The sequence below is a fragment of the uncultured Campylobacter sp. genome, from assembly GCF_938039205.1.
Classification (GTDB): Bacteria; Campylobacterota; Campylobacteria; order Campylobacterales; family Campylobacteraceae; genus Campylobacter_A.
Genome location: NZ_CALHVM010000058.1, coordinates 102,151 through 121,603 on the forward strand (window position 1 = coordinate 102,151; position 19,453 = coordinate 121,603).

General features: G+C 46.3%; 20 protein-coding genes and 1 tRNA gene. 14 read left to right on the plus strand and 7 right to left on the minus strand.

Translation table 11 applies throughout. From position 1 onward, the window contains the following. Position 1 precedes the first annotated feature (1 nt). From Q0394_RS09495 to Q0394_RS09510, 4 genes are all read left to right on the plus strand, one after another. Positions 2–646 (plus strand): phosphatidylserine decarboxylase, encoded by a 645-nt coding sequence (locus tag Q0394_RS09495; RefSeq protein ID WP_298947186.1) that lies wholly within the window; start codon positions 2–4, stop codon positions 644–646. Continuing rightward, complete coding sequence (pssA, locus tag Q0394_RS09500; RefSeq protein ID WP_298947188.1) at positions 627–1,406, plus strand: CDP-diacylglycerol--serine O-phosphatidyltransferase; 780 nt, start codon at positions 627–629, stop codon at positions 1,404–1,406. The genes Q0394_RS09495 and pssA overlap by 20 nt, the downstream gene beginning before the upstream one ends. Before the next feature lie 123 nt (positions 1,407–1,529). Further along, on the plus strand, positions 1,530–3,047 hold the full coding sequence (locus Q0394_RS09505; protein ID WP_298790180.1) for a 2-isopropylmalate synthase: 1,518 nt from the start codon (positions 1,530–1,532) through the stop codon (positions 3,045–3,047). Between the two features lie 195 nt (positions 3,048–3,242). Then, positions 3,243–3,941 carry a vWA domain-containing protein gene (locus Q0394_RS09510; RefSeq protein WP_298947191.1) on the plus strand — a complete coding sequence of 233 codons (699 nt, stop codon included), beginning with the start codon at positions 3,243–3,245 and terminating at the stop codon, positions 3,939–3,941. A 223-nt stretch (positions 3,942–4,164) separates the two neighbouring features. Here Q0394_RS09510 and Q0394_RS09515 read toward each other — a convergent pair whose 3' ends face one another. The 6 genes from Q0394_RS09515 to der form a co-directional block, all read right to left on the minus strand. Beyond that, on the minus strand, positions 4,165–6,555 hold the full coding sequence (locus Q0394_RS09515) for a tetratricopeptide repeat protein (protein ID WP_298947193.1): 2,391 nt from the start codon (positions 6,553–6,555) through the stop codon (positions 4,165–4,167). Further along, positions 6,555–7,799 carry a serine--tRNA ligase gene (gene serS, locus Q0394_RS09520; protein WP_298947194.1) on the minus strand — a complete coding sequence of 415 codons (1,245 nt, stop codon included), beginning with the start codon at positions 7,797–7,799 and terminating at the stop codon, positions 6,555–6,557. Before serS ends, Q0394_RS09515 begins: the two co-directional genes overlap by 1 nt. Before the next feature lie 9 nt (positions 7,800–7,808). Beyond that, positions 7,809–8,249, minus strand: a complete 441-nt coding sequence (locus tag Q0394_RS09525) for a copper resistance protein CopD (RefSeq protein WP_298947195.1) — start codon at positions 8,247–8,249, stop codon at positions 7,809–7,811. Between the two features lie 16 nt (positions 8,250–8,265). Continuing rightward, on the minus strand, positions 8,266–9,231 hold the full coding sequence (gene trpS, locus Q0394_RS09530; RefSeq protein ID WP_298790164.1) for a tryptophan--tRNA ligase: 966 nt from the start codon (positions 9,229–9,231) through the stop codon (positions 8,266–8,268). A gap of 288 nt (positions 9,232–9,519) precedes the next feature. After that, positions 9,520–10,035: a shikimate kinase gene (locus Q0394_RS09535; protein ID WP_298790166.1), complete on the minus strand. Its 516-nt coding sequence runs from the start codon at positions 10,033–10,035 to the stop codon at positions 9,520–9,522. Then, the gene (der, locus tag Q0394_RS09540; protein ID WP_298947199.1) at positions 10,028–11,431 is read right to left on the minus strand and encodes a ribosome biogenesis GTPase Der; all 1,404 of its coding nucleotides are present in this window, start codon (positions 11,429–11,431) and stop codon (positions 10,028–10,030) included. The genes Q0394_RS09535 and der overlap by 8 nt, the downstream gene beginning before the upstream one ends. Before the next feature lie 138 nt (positions 11,432–11,569). On the opposite strand from der, the gene Q0394_RS09545 reads away from it, so the two are divergent. The 10 genes from Q0394_RS09545 to Q0394_RS09590 all read left to right on the plus strand — a co-directional run bounded on the left by Q0394_RS09545 (position 11,570) and on the right by Q0394_RS09590 (position 17,225). Next, positions 11,570–12,463, plus strand: a complete 894-nt coding sequence (locus tag Q0394_RS09545) for a DMT family transporter (RefSeq protein ID WP_298947201.1) — start codon at positions 11,570–11,572, stop codon at positions 12,461–12,463. Between the two features lie 5 nt (positions 12,464–12,468). Beyond that, positions 12,469–13,518 (plus strand): hypothetical protein, encoded by a 1,050-nt coding sequence (locus tag Q0394_RS09550; protein ID WP_298947203.1) that lies wholly within the window; start codon positions 12,469–12,471, stop codon positions 13,516–13,518. Positions 13,519–13,528: 10 nt separating this feature from the next. After that, the gene (gene kdsA / locus Q0394_RS09555; RefSeq protein WP_298947205.1) at positions 13,529–14,335 is read left to right on the plus strand and encodes a 3-deoxy-8-phosphooctulonate synthase; all 807 of its coding nucleotides are present in this window, start codon (positions 13,529–13,531) and stop codon (positions 14,333–14,335) included. Then, complete coding sequence (locus Q0394_RS09560) at positions 14,325–14,654, plus strand: SMR family transporter (RefSeq protein WP_298947207.1); 330 nt, start codon at positions 14,325–14,327, stop codon at positions 14,652–14,654. The genes kdsA and Q0394_RS09560 overlap by 11 nt, the downstream gene beginning before the upstream one ends. Next, a complete protein-coding gene (locus Q0394_RS09565) occupies positions 14,651–14,974 on the plus strand; it encodes an SMR family transporter (protein ID WP_298947209.1) in 324 nt (107 codons plus the stop codon). Before Q0394_RS09560 ends, Q0394_RS09565 begins: the two co-directional genes overlap by 4 nt. Positions 14,975–14,985: 11 nt before the next feature. Next, complete coding sequence (ribH, locus tag Q0394_RS09570) at positions 14,986–15,456, plus strand: 6,7-dimethyl-8-ribityllumazine synthase (RefSeq protein ID WP_002949806.1); 471 nt, start codon at positions 14,986–14,988, stop codon at positions 15,454–15,456. A 1-nt stretch (position 15,457) separates the two neighbouring features. Further along, a complete protein-coding gene (gene nusB / locus Q0394_RS09575; protein ID WP_002949804.1) occupies positions 15,458–15,853 on the plus strand; it encodes a transcription antitermination factor NusB in 396 nt (131 codons plus the stop codon). Next, positions 15,850–16,536, plus strand: a complete 687-nt coding sequence (pyrF, locus tag Q0394_RS09580) for an orotidine-5'-phosphate decarboxylase (protein ID WP_002949802.1) — start codon at positions 15,850–15,852, stop codon at positions 16,534–16,536. The genes nusB and pyrF overlap by 4 nt, the downstream gene beginning before the upstream one ends. A 213-nt stretch (positions 16,537–16,749) precedes the next feature. Next, positions 16,750–16,992 carry a helix-hairpin-helix domain-containing protein gene (locus tag Q0394_RS09585; protein ID WP_298947211.1) on the plus strand — a complete coding sequence of 81 codons (243 nt, stop codon included), beginning with the start codon at positions 16,750–16,752 and terminating at the stop codon, positions 16,990–16,992. Positions 16,993–17,134: 142 nt separating this feature from the next. Continuing rightward, positions 17,135–17,225, plus strand: a tRNA-Ser gene (locus Q0394_RS09590). Between the two features lie 772 nt (positions 17,226–17,997). Here the strand turns inward: Q0394_RS09590 and Q0394_RS09595 are convergent. Next, positions 17,998–19,440 carry a nicotinate phosphoribosyltransferase gene (locus Q0394_RS09595; protein ID WP_298947213.1) on the minus strand — a complete coding sequence of 481 codons (1,443 nt, stop codon included), beginning with the start codon at positions 19,438–19,440 and terminating at the stop codon, positions 17,998–18,000. Positions 19,441–19,453 lie beyond the last annotated feature (13 nt).

The following is a 19,453-nucleotide window of genomic DNA, read 5'->3' on the forward strand; positions in this document are numbered from 1 at the left end:
TATGCAAAACATCGGGCTAATCGCAAAACAGGGCTACAAATACGTTTTCGTTTTAGGGCTTTTGCTTTTGCTTGCGCTGTTTTTGGGCGTGTGTCAAATTTTATTCTTCATGCTTTTTGCGCTTTGCGTATTTTGGTTTAGAAACCCAGAGCGAGCGCTAGGAAGCGACGATGCTTACGCCATGCTTAGCCCGATCGACGGTAAGATCAAAAGCATAGATAAAATTTACTATTTTGACACGCAGTGTGTAGCCATAACTATCCGCAAGGGCGTATTTGACGCGGGCGCGCTCAGAGCTCCTTGCGATATGGAGCTTTTGGAAGTCAAACAAAGGCACGGACTTTTTTTGTGTAACGCCATGGAAGCTTCTAAAAATTTAAACGAGCGAGCCTTGTTCGTATGTAAAAATTTAAACAACAAATTTGCGATCCGCATCATCGCCGGGCCTCTTAGTAAGGGTATTTCATTTGAAAATTTTAGCCACTTAAAAGCGGGCAGGAGATTTGGTTTTTTAAGTAGCGGCGAGGTGGTTTTGATACTGCCCACAAATACGAGAATAAGCGTTAGTGTTGGCGAAAAAGTGGCAAGCGCAGGCATTTTAGGGTTTTTTAGCTACGAGGAAAAAGATGCAAGACAATCAGCATAAACTTCAGTTAATGTACATTTTGCCGAATTTATTCACGGCGGCTTCGGCGTTTTTGGGTATCATTAGTATCATCGTCTCCGTGCGCGGCTACATAGCGGCTAGCGCGGGTTTGGTCGAGGAGGCCAACGGCTATTTTTTCAAGGCTATTATTTACATAGTTTTATCGCTATTTTTGGACGGACTTGACGGACGCGTAGCTAGGCTAACTAAAACCACGTCTAAATTTGGCGTAGAATTTGACAGTCTTGCCGACGTGATAGCTTTCGGCGTCGCGCCTGCGATGCTTTTTTACTTTACAGTCGGACATAGCTTTGGACGTTTGGGTTCGCTTGTCGCAGCACTGTTCGTAGTTTTTGGCGCTATTAGACTTGCACGCTTTAACGTAATGACCGGCACCTATGAGCCGTCTGTTTTTATCGGCCTTCCGATACCTACGGCCGCTATAGTTTCTGCATTTTGGGTCGGGCTGAGCTTAGAGTATGATTTTACTAGAAGCGCCGAGTGGTTTTTGCTGTTTTTGCAAATTTTGCTCTCTATTTTGATGGTAAGCAACATTCGTTACCCGAGCTTTAAAAAAGTAGATCTCAAAAGGGCTGACTTTTTGCGCATCTTAGTCGGACTTACGGTTGCGTTTTCGGCTATTTACGTTTGCCCCATCGAAGCGGTTACGACTTTAATGAGCGTTTATGTTTCTTACGGTATAATCAGATACGTTTTTATGAGACTTAAAAACAAAAAAATCCAAAAGGAGAGCGAATGAACGGCAACGTCAAATTTAACGCATTTTTCTCCCTACTTCTGCTGCTGCGCTAAGCAGCGACTGTTTCACACCCTAATAATCAAATTTATACCATACGAACTAAAACTCCAAAAAGGATAAAAAATGAACAATGATAAAATAATAATATTTGATACGACTTTACGAGACGGCGAGCAAAGCCCTGGTGCCTCGATGAATACCGAGGAGAAAATCCGTATCGCGCGCCAGTTGGAGCGCCTAAACGTGGACGTCATGGAGGTCGGTTTTGCTGCGGCTAGTAGGGGCGATTTTGACGCGATACATCAGATCGCCAAGCAGGCCTCAAACGCCTCCATCTGTTCGCTCGCCCGCGCCGTGGACGGCGATATAAAGGCCGCCGGAGAGGCTATCGCGCCTGCTAAAAACAGACGCATCCACACCTTTATCGCTACAAGCCCGATCCATATGGAGTTTAAGCTAAAAATGGCTCCCGATGAAGTAATCAGACGCGCCGTAAAAGCCGTAGAATACGCCAAAACATTTTGCGACGACGTGGAGTTTAGTTGCGAGGACGCATGCAGGAGCGAGATGAGCTTTTTAAAAGAAATTTGTGACGCCGCTATAAACGCCGGAGCAAAAACGATCAACATCCCAGACACCGTGGGGTATCTATATCCCGAGGAGATTACCGCTCGCATAGGAGAAATGGTTAAATTTATAAACGGTCGCGCGGTCGTTTCGGTGCATAATCACAACGACCTAGGCCTAGCTACGGCAAACTCGCTAGCCGCGATAAAAGCGGGCGCCAGGCAGGTCGAGTGTACGTTAAACGGCATCGGCGAGCGTGCGGGAAATGCCGCGCTTGAAGAGATCGTAATGGCGATAAAGACGCGCCAAGATATATTCGCACCGCTTTATACCGACATCGTTTGCAAGGAAATTTATCCTAGCTCGCGCCTGCTATCGGGCATCATCGGCATCGAGCCTCAACCAAACAAAGCCATCGTTGGCAAAAATGCCTTCGCTCACGAAAGCGGCATCCATCAAGACGGCGTACTAAAGCACAAAGAGACCTACGAGATCATCAGCGCGGAGAGTATCGGGCTAGATAAAAACTCGCTCGTGCTTGGCAAGCACTCGGGCCGCCATGCCTTTAAAGATAAGCTAATCAGCCTTGGCTTTGAGTTAGAAGATAGCGCGTTAAACGAGGCGTTTGAGAAATTTAAGGCGCTTGCGGATAAGAAAAAAGAGATCTTTGATGATGATTTGCGCGCGCTAGTCACGAGCGAGATCATCAAGATCCCTGAGGTTTTCGAGTTCTTGACGCTTACGCAAAACAGCTGCAACAAAGGCCTAAGCAGCGCGGCGATCACGCTTCGTTACGCCGACGAGATCAAGAGCGACGCGGCGCTAGGCAACGGTACGGTGGACGCGATATTTAAGGTCATCGACCGCCTAAGCGGCATCCACGGCGTGCTCAAGGATTACAAGGTTAGCGCCGTTTCTCAGGGCAAGGATGCGCTGGCAAATGTCGTAGTAAAGGTCGAATTTGACGGTAAAACCATCATCGGTCACGGACTTGATATCGATACGATGACGGCGAGCGCTAGAGCGTATATAGGTGCGCTAAACAGCTACGTAAAAATCACTGCGACAAAGTAAAATTCGAGCGGTTTGACCGCGTTTCTTAGTAAATTTAAGGCTCGGATTCGGGCCTTAAATTTGTAAAATTTAACCTTTAAATTCGGCTTGTTTTAAAATCAACAAAAATACAAAACTCAAATTTAAACCTTCTCGCATTTACCGCCGCGCCATTAAAATTTGCTATAATCAAACCAAATTTTCAAAGGAGAAAATATGAAAAAAATCGCGTTTTTGTTGATGATTATCGGGGCTTTTGCGTTTGCTAAAAGCGAGGAAGCGCCGCAAAAATCTGAGCCAAAGCAGCTTGAGATGGTGCTGATCCTGGATAAATCAGGCTCTATGAGCGGGCTTGAGAGCGATACTATCGGCGGCTTTAACTCGATGATCGACAAGCAAAAAGAAGCGGGCGTGGACGCCAAGGTAACTACGGTGCTTTTTGATACGAATTTTAAGACGCTGCACGATAGAGCCGATATCAAAAAGGTCGAGAAGTTAACGAGTAAAGACTACGTCGCAGGCGGCAACACCGCGCTACTAGACGCTGTGGGCGATACGATAAATAAAATCTCAAAAGTCGAGGATATCTATGCTAAAAACAGAGCCGTGCTTTTCGTGATCGTAACCGACGGGCAAGAAAATTCGAGCAGGGAGTACTCAAAGGCGCAGATCAAAAAAATGATAAGCGACAAGCAGGAAAAATACGACTGGGAGTTTATATTTTTGGGTGCGAACATCGATGCGGTTAGCGAGGCACAGAGCCTAGGCATAAAGGGTACGAACGCGGTGAAATACAAAAACAGCAGCGAGGGCGTACAGAAAAACTTTGAGGCTGCTGCCGAGATGTCTAAAGATATGGCGATGGATAAAAAATCAAGCTCAAAATGGCGCGAAAAGGTGCTTGAGGATAAGTAAAATTTGGCTTTAGGCGCGGCTTAGTGCCGTGCTTAAATTTGCGGTTATTTTTTAAAATAGCTAGTCATAGCACAAAGTGTAGCAGGGCGATCAAATTTGACGAGGCGAGTTATTTTTGCTTCTCGTCAAATTTAACAAAGCAGCTTCGCTTCGGTGCTATTAATCCATAAAAATTATTCGGGCGACTTTGCGACGAGTTTATCGCCGTATCGCCCGCATAAAACTACTTTTTCAGCTTCTCGTAATCAATCATAAAATCAACGAATTTGCTTTTAAAATTCGGATCTTTTATCAGCCCGTATTGTATCGTCGCAGCTTCGATATTATCGATCTCTTGGTATAGGTGTCCAAGCGCCACGCGGCTTTCCATCGCATTTGGATCGGTAAGCTTAGATAGCTCCAAAAGCGCGGTTGCGTTTTGCGGGTGGTTTGAGCCGATGGCGGCTACGGCAGCTAGAAATAGCGTGCCCGCGTCGTTTATCTTAAATTCGTCGATTATGCGGTTGTAGATCTGATAGCTCTCTTCAAAATCATTCGTGAAAATGTCGATATAAGCTAGCGTCTGGAGCAAATCGGTGTTATTGGCGCCTTGTTTTAGTAGCGCTTTTATTTTCTCGCGTTCGTAGTTTAGTAGACCCGAGATTTGCAAAAGCTTTATGTATTGCTCTTTGATGATGTTTGCGCCGTGGTAAAACGCCGCGTCATTTAGCCGTTTGTCGTGGAAGTAAATTTGGATTTGCTCGACGTATTTTTTGATGCCTTCATCCTTATAGTTTGCGATAAAATCAAGGATATTCGCCACGATATCTTCAGGCAGCTTGGCCTTTAAAATTTGCGTTTTTTTAGCAAACTCCTCGCCCTTGTCGGTCATCTTTGCGATTATCGCGTCAAAGGCTAAATTTAGCGCGCTCTCTTCCTTTTCTTGCTCTAGCCAGCGCATTAAAGCGCCGCTATTGTTTGCGATGAGCGCCATTAGAGCTTGGCTTACGGGCGCGTCTTTTGAGCTCGCGTCGTGGTCGAGATTTTCTGAAATTTCTTGTAGTAGTTTGGTGTTATCCACGGCGTTTATATCGTTTGCGATAGCGCCTAGCACGCCAGCTAGATGATTTGTAGGGTCTAGGTGATAGCTCATGATAAAGTGCTTTGCCGCCATGCTAAAGTTGCCCAGTTGCGCGTAGCTAAGCGCTAGGTCGTAGTGTAAAACCGAGTGCTCGGGATAGAGCGAGATGAGCGAGGCAAACTGCGCGTTGGCCTGTTTTAGCTTGTAGTTTAGGGCGTTTGCGATGGCTGATGAGAGCTCTAAATTTACCTTTGAGAGCGCGCCGCTAGCGTTTAGGTAGTTGCCCGCCGCGCTTGCGTCGTCCAAAAATAGGCTAACGCCGCCTTTTCTTATGTAGTTTATCGTTTGGTTCGGGTCAAAAACCTTATAAGGCGCGAAGTAAAACAGCGTCTCATATCGTTTGGTTTTATCGAAAAACAGGTCGTTTCTAAAGTGTGCTTGAGCTAAATTTACGTCAAAAAGCTCGGGTTTTAGTATCGTTTTAATCGGGAAATTCGCGTTTAAAAATAACGGATCCTCGTGAAATACGGCCTTTATTTCATTTGTCGCCGCTTCAAATTTGCCGTCTTTTAGGTTTATGATGGCTATCATCGAGTTTATTTTATTTGAGTCGCCGCCCTTGTTTAGCGCTAAATTTAGCCTATTTCTGGCCTTTTCGTACTGCCCGAGTCTTGCGTAAAGCATGCCAAGCGCCAGGTCTGCGTCAAATTCCTTTTGCGCTTCTAGCTTTTGTATCGCTTCGGTATCGTCGCCGATAAAGCTTAAAATTTTAGCCGCGAGGTAGTCATATCGGTCTTTGTAGTAGCCGTTTTCGGCGTGCGAGAGGGCCGCTAGAGCCTCGATGTATTGGCCTTTATAGTAGTTTATGAGCGCGTAGTAGTAGTTGTATAGCGGAGAGTCTGCCTCCTTGTACAAAAACGAATTAGCGAGATTTATATAATAGTTAAAATTTTGCTCGTTTTTTAGCTCCAGCGAGCTAACCGCGGCGTTTATGGCGCTAACGGCGACGTTTTCGTTATTGTCGATAGCTTTTTTAAAACTTTCTAGCGCGTCTTCAAATTTACCCTGCCTCATCTGCGAGACGCCAAGATTGTAGTTTGAGAGGCTTTGGTTGTAGACGGCGATGTTTTCGTAGATTTTTAGCGCTTCAAATTTATTGCCCTTTTCGTAGAGTAAATTTGCCTTAGCGATCATGTCGTCGATCTTTGAGCTGCCGAATTTTTGCGACTCGTAGTGCTCCTCGATATCTTTTACGATCTGTTTTTCATCTATCGGAGGCTTTTTCTCGCCCCTAAAAACGAAAAACAAAACTACGGCCAAGATGATGACGAGCGCGCCCGCCGATCCTCCGATGATAAAAAGCTTTTTCTTGCTTTTTTTGGCGTCATCTTGCGCGTCTGCGGTTTGTTCGGGGACTACTGGTTCTAGCTCGTCGAGCGAAACCAGCTCGTCGCTTTCGCCGCCTTCTTGCCCTTCCGGTCGAGGCTCTTTGTCGCTTAGCTGGGTTTCGGCCTCTTCGAGGATTACTACGTTTTCATCGTCGTTTTGCGCCACTACATATACCTTTTAAGAACTTCCGGAATCTCGATGCTGCCATCTACTTTTTGGTAGTTTTCCATTATCGCTATGAGCGTCCTGCCTACGGCTAGGCTCGAGCCGTTTAGGGTGTTTACCAGAGCGTTTTTCTTGCCGTCTTTGTAGCGGATTTTGGCTCTTCGAGCTTGGAAATCGCGCGTGTTTGATACCGAGCTTATCTCGCGGTATTTGTTTTGTCCGGGTAGCCAGACCTCAAGATCTATCGTCTTTGCCGCGCTAAAGCCAAGGTCTCCGCTGCAAAGTAGCATATGGCGGTGCGGCAATCCAAGGCTTGTTAGCAAATCACTAGCGCACGCCACCATCTCGTCTAGCATCTGCGCGCTTTGCTCCGGAGTCGTGATGGCTACTAGTTCTACTTTTTCAAACTGATGTTGGCGGATCATGCCGCGCGTGTCGCGTCCTGCTGAGCCCGCTTCTTTACGGAAGCACGCCGAGCAGCAAGTCATCTTTATCGGTAGGTTCTCGACGGGTAAAATTTCGTTGTTGTAAAGATTGGTCACCGGCACCTCGCTAGTAGGGATCAGGTACAAATCCTCGCCCTGAGCCTTATATAGATCGTCTTCAAATTTAGGCAACTGTCCTGTGCCGTAAAGCGTGTTTGCATTTACCAAAAACGGCACGTTAACCAGTTCAAAGCCGCGCGCGTTGTTAAAGTCGATCATGTAGTTAACTAGCGCTCTTGATAGGCGCGCTCCCATGCCTTTTAGTACGCAAAAGCGTGAGCCAGAGAGCTTAACTCCGCGCTCGAAATCAAGCCAGCCTAAGTTCTCGCCAAGTTCGTAGTGTTCTTTTGGCGTGAAGTCAAATTTGGTCGGCTCGAGCACTGTTTTTACGCAGACGTTATCGTTCTCGTCGGCACCAAACGGCACGTCGTCATCGGTGATATTAGGCACGCAGCTTGCGATGTTTTCTAGCTTTTCCTCGTATGTTCGCACGATCTCGGAGGCGTCGCCCATCGCTGCTTTGTTCAAATTTAGCTCGTTTTTTAGCTCGTCGGTGTTCTCGCCGTTTCTAGCCTTTATGCCAAGCTCTTTGCTCTTGGCGTTTTGGATCGCTTGGAAATTTTCTAGCGCTTGACGCTTTGCTTTTAGCTCGTTAAACGTCGTCAAAAGCTCGTTTAAAACTTCGGGCTTTACGTTTTTGCCTTGTAGTTTTTTTACGAACTCGTCGTAGCGAGTGTCGAGTAGTTTTAAATTTATCATATCCTCTCCTTAAACCATAAACATAACTTTAGCAAATATCACGATGATCGCCGCCGCCGCAAACGCAAACGGGTGGATATTGCCTAGAGGGCTAGGGCGTTTTAGTATAAATTTACACGTGAGATTGGTTGCTACGGCCGCAAATATCAGTAGCGCCAAAATAACCTTTATCATAAAGACGATTTGTAAATTCGACTCAAAATATCCGCCGGCTTTCGAGCCGACCCAGCTACTCATCATCATGCCGCCCGTTAGTACTAAAAGCAGCACGCAAAGCGGCATGATTTTTATCGCGACGCTTGAGATGGCTTGCTGCGCTTTTTGCGCTATTTCCGCGGGCAGTTTGGCCTTGGCTCTTGAAAAAATAATCACGTCGAAAAATAAAAATCCGACGAAAATGATAGCACAGATCAGGTGAATAAGCTGCGCGTAAGGGTAGATTGCTTGCATTTTTTTCCTTTAAAATTTATTTGTATATGCCTGTTGCGGCGCGTATTTTTTCCATTATCGGCGCTGCGACGGCTCGCGCTTTTTTCGCGCCTTCGTTTAAAATTTCATCCACTTCGCCTGCGTGATTTAGATAATAATCAAATTTGCCTCTCGCGTCTGCAAAATACTCCCAAACCAGCTCGTTTAGATACATCTTAAAGTGTCCGTGTCCTTCGCCGCCTCGCTCATATCTAGCCTGCAAGTCGCGCTGTCCGTCCTCGTCTAGGAATAATTTTGCGATATTATAGACGTTGCAGTTTTGCCACTGCTTAGGCGCTTCAAGCGGCTCGGAGGTCGTCACGATGCTTGAAATTTGCTTTTTTAGCTCTTTGGCGCCGGCAAAAATATCTATAGTATTGCCGTAGCTTTTGCTCATTTTCGCGCCGTCTGTGCCGGGCACGGTAGCTACGTTTTCATCGACTTTGTACTCCGGCAGGACGAAGATGTCGCCGTGCTCGTTGTTAAATTTGATCGCGATATCGCGCGCGATCTCGACGTGCTGGATCTGATCCTTGCCCACGGGTACGACCTGCGCGCCGTATAGCAGGATATCAGCCGCCATCAAAACGGGATAGCTAAAAAGCCCGTGATGCGAGGTTAGGCCCTTTGCGACCTTGTCCTTGTAGCTGTGAGCGCGCTCGAGCAGGCCCATAGGAGTGTATTGACTAAGTATCCAGTAGAGCTCTAAAACCTCTTTGACGTCGCTTTGCACCCAAAATACGCTCTTTTGCGGATCGATACCCAGCGACAAAAACGCGCTCGCCGCCTCATAAGTGTTTTGTTTTAGCTTCCCTGCGTCGGCGACCGAGGTCATCGCGTGGTAGTTTGCGATAAACATAAACATCTCGCTTTGCCCCTGCGCCTCAACCATTTGCTTAATTGAGGCGAAGTAGTTGCCTAGGTGTAGTTTGCCGCTTGGTTGCAAACCCGTTAGTACTCTCAAATTTTATCCTTTTTTGCGGCTTATCTTTTTCCGCTTTACTTTGTTAGATTTTGCTTAGCTTCACTGCGACGCACGACAAGTGCACCTCGTTCGCAAAGCAAAATCTGCCGCGTCTAGCGAAAAAATATCGCGCCTTATTTTTTGTTTTTATAAAATTTGCACGGCTATTTGACAATATTGCCGCTTATTTTTGTTGCATTAAACTTTTGAAATCCATCAAATTTGAACTTAAATTTTAGATCGCTTAAGATTTGACGTTTACCGCTCAAATTTCAACCCAAATTTTACTTAATCCTTTTTTATTTTTTCTAAAATCTCTTTCGCGACTTGCTCTAGCCCTTTGCCTTCGACGTCGATTATGAGATCGGCGACGTTTTTATACATCTTTTTTCTCTCGTTAAAAAGCTTTTTAGCCGCGTTTAGATCGCGCAAAAGCGGGCGTTTGGCGTAGTGCATCTGCGCTTCGCCGCTCTCGTCTATACGCTTTAAAATCGCCTCAAAACTTGATTTTAGATAGATGATTTTGCCGATTTTTTTAAGGCCTTTAACCTTTGCAAAGCCGCCGCCCGCCGCTATCACCGAGGATTTTACGTTTTTGGCCAGCTTTTTAGCGAGTTTTGCCTCGCATTTTCTAAAATACTCCTCGCCTTTTTTCTCGAAAATTTCTTTAACTTTTAAATTTTGCTCGCTTTCGATCAGCTCGTCGGTGTCTAAAAACAGCTTACCCGTTTTTTTCGCGATATGCCTTGCTACCGTGCCTTTGCCAACGCCCATGAAGCCGATAAAAACTAAATTTTTACTCACTTTTTCCCTCGTTTTTCTCGTCCGAGCCGCTACGATTTTTAGGTATCAGCACGATCGGGGTGCCCGATAGCTCGAATTTCTCGCGTAGCTTGTTCGTTAGGTAGCGCTTGTAGCTAAAGTGCAGGGCGCGCGGGCGGTTCATCACGAGCGCGATTTTTGGCGGCGCGAAACCAAACTGCACCGCGTAGTAAATTTTCACGCTTTTGCCCTTTTCGCGCGGTATCGGGTGCGCTTTTACCGCCTCTTCGATGGCTTCGTTTAGCCTTGCGGTTTGGATTTTTTGCGTGTAGTTTTTATAAACTTCTAAAATAAGCGGGTAAATTTTATGTACCCTTTTGCCGCCCAGAGCAGAGACGCTGATGATCGGCGCGTAGGCTAGAAATTTAAATTTATCCCTGATCTCGCGGCTAAATTTATCAAAATCTTCCTCGCTTTTGTCCCATTTGTTTAGCACGATGATGACGCCGAGCTCAAATTTGGCCGCAAGACCCGCGATACGCTCGTCAAGCTCGGTTAGCGGCTCGGAGCTATCAAGTACCAAAAGCGCGATATCGGCGAGCTCTAGCGCAGACTCGGTGCGGTTTAGCGCGTATCTTTCGATGCCTTCTATTTTGCCGCGTTTTCTGATGCCCGCGGTATCGACGAACTCAAAAACCCTATCCTCATAGACGAAAGTCTCGTTTACCGGATCTATCGTCGTGCCGGCTATGTCGCTCACCACTGCGCGAGATTCTTTTACTAGCGCGTTTAGAAGTGAGCTTTTACCGACGTTTACGCGTCCGATGATGCCTACTTGGATATTTTTGCGTTCATAGTCCTCGCGAGCTGATAGCTCTTTAACCACCTCGCCGTCGTCGCCGAAATTTTCTAAAAACTCGTCCAGATCCTCGCCGACGTCGGGGCGGATCTCGTCTTTTAGCTGCTTATAGATCCAGTCCGCTAGCTCGTCGATGCCCGCGTTGTGGCTGACTGAAATAGCAAAGCTCGTTTTTGCGCCGAAATTTGCAAACTCGTAGCTTCGTAGCTCGTCTTTTTTGCTGTCTATTTTGTTGATTACGAGCGCGGTCGGTAAATTTAGCTTTAAAAGCGCGTAGTATAGGGCTTTATCCTCGTCGCTAGGCATCATTTTGCCATCGACCATAAAGATGATCGCATCCGAGCTTCTAGCTTCGGCTAGGGTTTTTGCCTTGACGTTTTTAAAGAGCTCGCTACTATCGTCCAGTCCGCCGCTGTCGATCAAAACGCAGCTTCTATCGTAAATTTCTATAATCGTTTTGTTCGTATCTCGCGTCGTACCGCTAACGTCGCTGGTGATGGCTATACGTCTGCCGGCTAGGCGGTTAAAGAGCGAGCTTTTGCCGACGTTTGGCTTGCCGACTAAAATTATCTTTTGCAAAATTTTCCCTTAAAAATCCCGTTAAATTTGCGGCCGACTTCGCCGCTTAAAATCCCGATTATACAAATTTTTTGCTTACATTGTTTATAAATTTAAGCCGTTTTGCATTACAATACGCCTAAATTTAAAGGAAAAATTTTGTTTCGCAGATACGTTTTGCACCATTTGGGCGCTTATTATATGATCATCGCGTGTATGTTTTTTGCCGCCGTGGGAGGCTTTGCCAAGGTTTTGAGCGAGCAGATGTCTAGTATCGAGGTCGTATTTTTTAGAAATGCCGTCGGTCTTGCTATCGTGCTTTACGCGATTTACAAAAGGCCGCCGACGCATCAAAAAGGCGGGCAACTTTTGGTGCTGATGTTTCGCGGATTTATCGGCACGATCGCGCTTTTTGCTCTTTTCTACAACATCGCTCATATAAATTTAGGCGCGGCTTATACTTTTCAAAAAACGAGCCCAATTTTCACGGCGATTTTTGCGGCGATTTTCTTAAAAGAAGCGCTTAGTAAAAAGGGCTGGGGCGCGATATTTCTAGGTTTTATCGGCATACTTTTTATCATCCAGCCGAATTTAGGCATCAGTAAAACCGACTGGCTGGGGCTTTGGAGCGGCGTGGGGGCGGCGCTTGCGATGCTTAGCGTTAGAACCCTGCGCAAAAGCTACGACACGAGCGTCATCGTGCTTAGCTTTATGGCGTGGGGAACGGCTCTGCCGATGCTCTTGATGGGCGTTGCGGAGTGGGTCAAATTTGAGCCTCTAGATTTCTTGCTTTCGCCGTTTGTTGCGCCAAATTTTAAAGGCGTAATCCTAATCGTGCTAATGGGGCTTGCGGGCTATTTTTTCCAGTTTTATATGACGAAGGCGTATGCGGCGAGCAAAAAGGCGGGCTCGGTTGCCGCGATAAGCTATATGGACGTCGTATTTTCGCTAGTAGTGGGCTTTTTTATGGGCGATACGCTGCCTAATGCGGCGGCGTTTTTTGGTATAATGCTGGTCGTTATCAGCGGAATAATCGTAGCAAGGGAGAGATAAATTTTATGAAAATAGAAATGGGCGAATCTTTATTTTACTCCTGGCTTCGCCATGTTAAAGAGTGTCAAATAGTGCAAACTAACTGGAAAATTTCTCCAAAATGGGAACTAAAATTTTCAGACGAACTAGAAAAAATTATGTCGAAAACAGATGGTTTTTTTTCTAATAAATACGGATATAAAATTTACAAGCAAAATACTTCTTTAAAGCAGCTTTTGCAGCAGGCTGAATGCGATGCTTTGGGTGTTTGTTCAAATGATCGTATGAATGAAATTTATGCAGTTGATGTTGCTTTTCATGAGTCCGGACTAAACTACGGCGGTCTTGATGAGACGGTAGTTAGAGTAGTAAAAAAATGTCTTAGAACCGCCATGTGTATTTATGGATATTTTGGTGTTAAAAAAGCAGAAATTATCTTTGCATCCCCTAAAATAAATAGACAAATTTTAGATGCCTTGCGCCCTTGTTTTGTTGATATAAACAACATAATACAAGAGATGGGATTTGAATTTGACTTTAGAATAATAGCAAATAGCGATTTTTCAAATTTGGTTTTAGAACCTATTTTGGAGATAAGTGGTAATGTGGCTGATACGGCGGAGCTTTTTATGCGTTCTTACCAGATGCTATCCTTGTTTGATAAAAAGAGCCTAAAAGATACAAAAAACGTAGAAAAACAAAAGCCGGAAACGACTATACGCAACTATCAACTTTCTAAAGACTACGTTAATATCAAAAATAATCAAGACGATTACGCCGAGCTAAAAGTAGGACAAATAGCACGAATAATTATGAGGGAAATTTTGGAAAGCGGTAAAGTAGATGCCGACGAGATAAACAGGCTTCAAAGCGAAAGATATAGTAAGGATAGTCTTGGATTAAATTACCCTGCGCTTGTAATCGCTGACAGCGAATATGACGCAGTGCGTTATTATTCTGACCCTATACTGATAAATGGTGTAAAATACAAGCTTTGCTCGCAATGGTTTGAAACGCCCGCAAATGACGACAGGCCATACCTGATCGACTGGATCAAAAAATATAAAGACAAATAAAGGAGAAAAAATGATACTAATAGCAGGGCCTTGCGTCATCGAGAGCGAGCAGCTCGTTTTTGACGTGGCAAAAAGGCTAGTTAAATTTAACGAAGATAAGCGGATAGATTTTTATTTCAAATCAAGCTTTGACAAGGCAAATCGCACGAGTATAAGCTCGTTTCGCGGACCCGGACTTGAAAAAGGGTGCGAAATTTTAGCCAAGATCAAAAAGGAATTCGGTTTTAAAATTTTAACCGATATCCACGAGAGCTACCAGGCTGCTCCCGTAGGCGAAGTGGCCGACGTGCTGCAAATACCTGCATTTTTATGCCGCCAGACCGATCTACTCGTCGCTGCGGCTAAGACAAAAGCGGTGGTAAATATCAAAAAAGGGCAGTTTTTAGCCGCCTCCGCTATGAAGCACTCGGTGAAAAAAGTGCTAGAAACAAGGGGCGTTAGCGGCGATGGATACGAGGTTGCTAAGCAAAACGGCGTCTGGCTAACGGAGCGAGGCAGCACCTTTGGCTACGGAAATTTAGTCGTAGATATGCGAAATTTGGTGCTGATGAGAGAATTTGCGCCCGTGATTTTCGACGCTACTCATAGCGTGCAGATGCCGTCGGCTTTGGGTGAGAAAAGCGGCGGAGACGCGAAATTTGTGCCTTATCTAGCGCGAGCTGCGGCAGCTGCCGGCGTGGACGGATTTTTCTATGAGACGCACATAAATCCTTGCGAGGCGCTTTGCGACGGGCCGAATATGCTAAATTTGGATGAGCTAGACGCAAATATCGCTCAAATTTTTAAGATAAAAGACGCCCTAGGTGATGCAAACTAAGGGCTTTTTGTGGATATTGCTTGGTGCACTGGCTGAATGTGGCTGGGCATATGGGCTAAAGCATGCCGTGAACGTACCAGAGATCGCGCTAACTGCGATGCTCGTTTGCGTTAGCTTTACATCTTTTATAATGGCGATGAAATACTTGCCCATTAGCATCACATATACCGTGTTTGTGGGGCTTGGGGCGTTTTTCGTCGTGATCGCCGAGATCGTGAGCGAATTTCGCGCGAGCGGCCAGACGCCAGATCTCTTGCGGCTATTTTTCATAGCGACGCTGATCGCGGGCGTGCTGGGGTTAAAAAGGCTAAAATCTTGACGCACGTTTTGGCTCTTTTGGCGGCCGGGTGTTGCGAGGTCTCGGGCGTGTTTTTTCTAACCAAATTTCAAAAAAGCTTTGGCGTGAAAAAGGCGGCGAATTTTTTGATTTTGGTCGCAAATTTCGCCATTTCTCTCTGGCTTTTGAGCTATGCGATGCAGGCTATGCCGATGTCGGTGGCGTACGCGATCTGGACGGGCATCGGAGCGGTCGGAGCCGTGGGTATCGGGATAGTGTTTGATAAAGAAAAAATGAGCGTGCAAAAGGCGTTTTATCTATCGCTAATAACGCTAAGCGCGGTAATGTTAAAAATAATCTAAAAGGAGAAACCATGAAAATAATCGAAGGAAATTTGGCTTTAAGAGGCGGCGAGAAGATTGCCATAGTGGGCGCTAGGTTTAACCACATTATCACCGATAGGCTGGTCGAGGGCGCGAGGGACGCATTTTTGCGCCACGGCGGAGACGAGAAAAATTTGAGCTTGATTTTAGTGCCGGGCGCGTTTGAGATACCTATGGCGCTTGAAAAGGCTCTAGCTAGCGGTAAATTTGACGCTATTTGCTGCGTGGGAGCGGTGATACGCGGCTCTACACCACACTTTGACTACGTGAGCGCCGAGACGACCAAAGGCATCGCAAACGTGACGCTAAAATACGGCAAGCCGGTGACATTTGGCGTACTAACGGTAGATAGCATCGAGCAAGCCATCGAGCGAGCAGGCTCAAAGGCTGGAAATAAGGGCTTTGAGGCGATGACGGGCGTGATCGAGATGCTAAGCTTATATAAAAATTTGGAGGCGTAAAATGGCGACTCGTCATCAGGTCAGGCAGGCCGTCGTTTCGCTACTCTACGCGCGCGAAATGGGTAGCTGCAGCGAGGAGTTCGTCGAGGAGTTTTTAGAAGAAAAAAAGATCCGAAACGACCAGCGAAGCCTTGCGCTCTCGCTTTTTCACGGTATTTTGGAGCACGAAGATGAGCTTGACGCACTACTAAACGCGCGCCTAAAAGAGTGGAAGATAAACGAGATCGGCAGCATCGAGCGCGCCGTGCTTAGGCTGGGGGCGTACGAGATGAAATTTACCCCGACCGATAAAGCCGTCATCATAAACGAGGGCATCGAGCTCGGCAAAGAGCTGGGCGGCGACTCGGCGCCGAAATTTATAAATGGCGTGCTAGACGCGCTAAAGGCTGATCTGTGAAGCTCTGCGTCGCGCTTGATATGAGCTCAAAACAGCAGTGCTTGCAGCTAGCGGAGGGACTTGCGGACTTTTCGGATAAAATTTGGCTTAAAGTGGGCTTGCGAGCCTATTTGCGCGATGGAGCGGGCTTTATCGAGGAGCTAAAAAAGCTCGGGGATTTTAAAATTTTCCTCGATCTAAAGCTCTACGACATCCCAAACACGATGGCCGATGCTGCCGAGGAGATCGCTAAGCTCGGCGTCGATATGATAAATGTGCACGCAAGTAGCGGCAAGCGCGCGATGGCTACGGTGATGGAGCGGCTGAATAAGCTAGCTTCGCGTCCGTTGGTGCTAGCGGTTTCTGCGCTAACTAGCTTTGATGAGACCGAATTTAGCGCGGTTTACGATCAAAATTTAAGCGATGCCGTGCGAAAATTTAGCGTGATGAGCTACGAAGCGGGGCTTGACGGCATGGTCTGCTCGGCATTCGAGAGCCGCCTGATAAAGGACGCTACGAGCGCAAATTTCATCACTCTCTGCCCTGGCGTAAGGCCGTTTGGCGAGAGTGCGGTAGATCAAAAGCGAGTGGCGGATCTGGACGTCGCGCGCAAGGCGGGGGCTGATTTTATCGTTGTAGGTCGGCCGATATATCAGGCACAAAACCCGCGCGAAATTTGCGAGCGGATTTTAGGGCAAATTTAACGCTTGGTTTGCCTAAAATTTGACGCGAAATTATTTTAAACAGTGTTCCTGCGCGCGAGAATTTTAATTAACTCATCGCGCAAGGACAGCTCGGGCGGCGACTGAGCGCAGTAGCGAGATAAAATTTAGCAAGCTTCGCAGCGTGCAAATGAAATTTAAAATTTCATTCGAAGCGGCGAATTTGGCGGAGCTCAAAAGAAATTTGAGGTAAATTTGAGCGATTTTAAGAAAATCCCCTATGTCGGCGAGGCGACCGAGGCGGATCTACTGGCGCTGGGCTACGAGGATATCGCTTCGTTAAAGGGCGCGGATCCAGACGAGATGTTTGAACGCACAAAGGCGCTCGGGCGTGGCAGCGACAGGTGCATCCTCTACGTTTATCGCATGGTTTGTTATTACGCCAGCACGCCCCGTCCCGACAAAGCCAAGCTGAAATGGTGGCTTTGGAAGGATTAAATTTTCAAATTTAACCCGCGTTGAGCCGCTTAAATTTGATTAAATTTTACGCTACTTTTTCTGCGCAAGAGCAAGAGGCGCGAAAATGCAAATTTAAGCAAGATATCAGCGGTATTTAATTATAATGCGGTTTCTTTTTTGTGGACAGATGGGTGAGTGGCCGAAACCACACCCCTGCTAAGGGTGCAGCTTCTAACCGGGGCTCGAGGGTTCAAATCCCTCTCTGTCCGCCACTACTTCAAGAAATATATAGAAAACCCCCGCAAATTACGGCAACAAAAGGAAACTACCAGCAGTGTTTTTTGCTGATATTTTCTTCGACTATCCAATAAAAACAGTCAAAATTTACACATCCAATCAGCCAAAATGATATACAATGCCCAAATTATTAGCATGGATCAGTAATCCAAGTTAAAGATAAACCGTATTTTGTAAGCGATAGCGACAATCTACCATTAAAATAATGTCTAATGGCGGTAAATTTTATCTACGAGTTTCGCAGTAAAGTAGTGAATAAGTCTAAAGGAATTATTATAGCAAGTAGGTGAAATAAGCTTAGCCAAAGCTACGGATAGGCGCGACGAGCTAAAGCAATACTTTGATTTGTAAACGGCAGATTGTGTAATATGTATAAAGTATCGCAAGCTGTTTAAGTCGGTAAAATCAAGCTAAATTTAAACTTGCAGATAGTTTTTATTCTATGTCATTTTTGGCGGTTTTGCTCGTAAATTTGGATTTTAAAAACAAATTTACGCCAGAAGCCAAATCATAAACTAGCTTGATTTTATCCCAAATACTGGCTTTGCTAGTGTTATTGCAAGCCAAATTGCTAAAATCGGAATATATTTCAAATAAATAGTTTGATTTCAAAAAGCGAAAACCGTTATTTTGCTACTTTTGTTTTTATCGATATGAAAATTTAACGAGCGGCTTAGTCTCTCGCATCTATAAACTTGTGTTTGCGCGATAAAATTTACCGCAAAAGTAAGCCGCCCGTTTTTTTATTTATTTTTTTGTGCTACGTAAAAGCTCCATCTTTATCTCGTAGTAGTCCACGCTCATATCGACGTAGTGCTTGTGCGGGTTTTCAAAGCGCTGCTCCTCCTGCCAAATTTCATTTTCCAGCTGCTCTTTTACGTACTCTCTGATTTGGGCTAAATTTATCGGCTCGGCCGCGCGCTTGCCGTCTTTTACGACTAGATTTTGCAGCTGCTGCGCCGTGCAGCCCTCAAAATACAGCTCCTTCCACGGCTTTTGGGGATCTATGTATCGGTAGGGCTTGGAGAGATCGGGCGTTTCGTTCGCGTTTGCGATGAGATCGGCTATGGCTTGGCCGTTTTGGTAGATGCGCCAGACCTTTTTTATGCCTGGATTTGTCATCTTTTCTACGGCTTCTGAGAGCTTGATGCGAGGGCTAAATTTGCCGCCATTCTCGACTGCGACAAGCTTATAAACCCCGCTAAAGATCGGATCGCTCTTAGAGGTTATCAGCCGCTCGCCCACGCCAAAGCCGTCTATCTGCCCGCCTTGGGCCAGGATCGAGGCGATAGTGTACTCATCTAGGCTGTTTGAGACCGTGATCTTGCAGTCTTTTAGCCCCGCAGCATCCAGCATCGCGCGCGTTTTTTTGGATAGATACGCCAGGTCGCCGGAGTCTAGCCTGACTGCTTTTAGGCGTTTACCCAGCGGCTCTAGCACCTCTTTTGCCGTTTTTATCGCATTTGGCACGCCGCTATGTAGCACGTCGTATGTATCTACGAGCAACGAAGCGGAGTCCGGATAGAGCAGGGCATAGCGCTTAAAGGCTTCAAATTCGTCGCCAAAATACATCACCCAGCTATGCGCCATCGTGCCGGTCGTCGGTATGCCAAAAGCCTTAGCCGCTAGCACCGTTGCCGTACCGTCTGCGCCGCCGATGTAGGCAGCTCTGGCGCCGTAGATCGCAGCGTCTAGGTTGTGTGCGCGCCTGGCGCCGAAGTCAAACACTCTCCTGCCGTCTGCGGCCTTTACGATGCGCCTAGCCTTGGTCGCGATGAGGCTTTGGTGGTTTATCTGCGATAGGATCGCGGTTTCTATGAGTTGCGCGTCGATAGGCGAGGCTACGACGGTCATAAAAGGCTCTTGCGGATAAATGATCGTCCCCTCGGCAAATGCGTATATATCGCCTTTAAAGCGAAATTTGCGCAGATAATCCAAAAAATCCTCGCTAAATAAATTTAATGAGCGCAGATACGCCACGTCGCTATCGTCAAAGTGTAAATTTTCCACATACTCAATGATTTGCTCAAGTCCCGCAAATATCGCAAAACCGCCGCCACTAGGCACTTTACGGTAAAAAACGTCAAACGCCACGCGCGGCTGATCTCCGCTTTTAAAATACCCCTCCGCCATCGTAAGCTCGTAAAGATCCATCACCATGCTGACATTTCTCGAGTCAAACTGCGTCATTTTTGCCCTTTCT